Below are 1013 nucleotides of genomic sequence, written 5' to 3' on the forward strand. Positions count from 1 at the left end.
TCTATTTTAGTTATATAAATCTCGTCATATCACACTACTAAATATTCATAATTTTTAGTAACCCGACATAGGTTAGGCAAGATTGTTACTAGTGTGTAAGTATCTTTGATTTTCGTTAGTTTGAATTTTGCATGGTGCTTCTTGTAACGAGAAAGTCGCTAACATTGAGATGCAAATCACAAGATTGTCTTTTTATCTTTTGTGTAACTGGGGTAATAATAAGTTACATGCTTTACCGCTTTCCTCTAAAATAATAAATTTGCTCTTTAGATTTGAATATATATTGATTAATGTTGGCCTTATTTAAGTTTGGATCCTAATATGACTTGGGAAATGCCTAACCAAAAGCCAACAGAGAGTAATGCTAGAAATGTTGTTGTATTTAATAGGTTTAGCAACTTTTTAGGTCAGTTCGATATTGATCCTAGAATATTAGATAAGAGAGAGGTTAAGATCACAAGACAGGCGATTTTAGTTATTCAGTCAATGACAGATTTTGATCGCAAGAATGTGATAAAAGACATTTATAAATTATAGGTAATTCTAAGAGGGCGAGTTTAACTAAGCATAGAAGAAATCCTTTTAGGCGTTTGGCAAGGAATATTGACCCTTTTAGAACTTATCATTTTTTAATTCTTTATCGTATATCTGACAGTGTTTCTGTAGTCATTGAGGAGATTATGCTAGATAGTAAGCTCCATGGTTTAAAGTTAGAGTCAAAAAACAAAGAACTATGTTGTACGATGTAAGAAAAGAAACAAAATCCCGCTACTCAGAAGATAAAAGTACTAATGAAGATATTCAGTCTGCATTGAATAGCTGGGATGGGAAAGGTGCCAATATCATTCCAAAAATTAACTGTGATCACGTTACTATAAATGGTATGAATAACGATTATGATACAGCATCAAAGTTAATAGGTGTTCATACTGACGTCGCATATAGGAAAGATAATATAGTTAGGTATAATTTGTTTCATAATCCGACAGATGGAGGGTTTTTTGATTTATCAG

Annotated in this window: 1 protein-coding gene and 1 pseudogene; both read left to right on the forward strand. The window is 31.9% G+C overall.

Features of this window, described 5'->3' with window-relative positions:
* Positions 1-321: 321 nt before the first annotated feature.
* Positions 322-537, forward strand: coding sequence for a hypothetical protein (locus R7Q11_RS25035; RefSeq protein ID WP_225466862.1), 216 nt, complete (start codon positions 322-324; stop codon positions 535-537).
* Positions 538-733: 196 nt separating this feature from the next.
* Positions 734-1013 (forward strand): annotated as a pseudogene (locus R7Q11_RS25040) (hypothetical protein); the annotation flags it as partial.

It is taken from the genome of Vibrio sp. 970 (assembly GCF_033339075.1).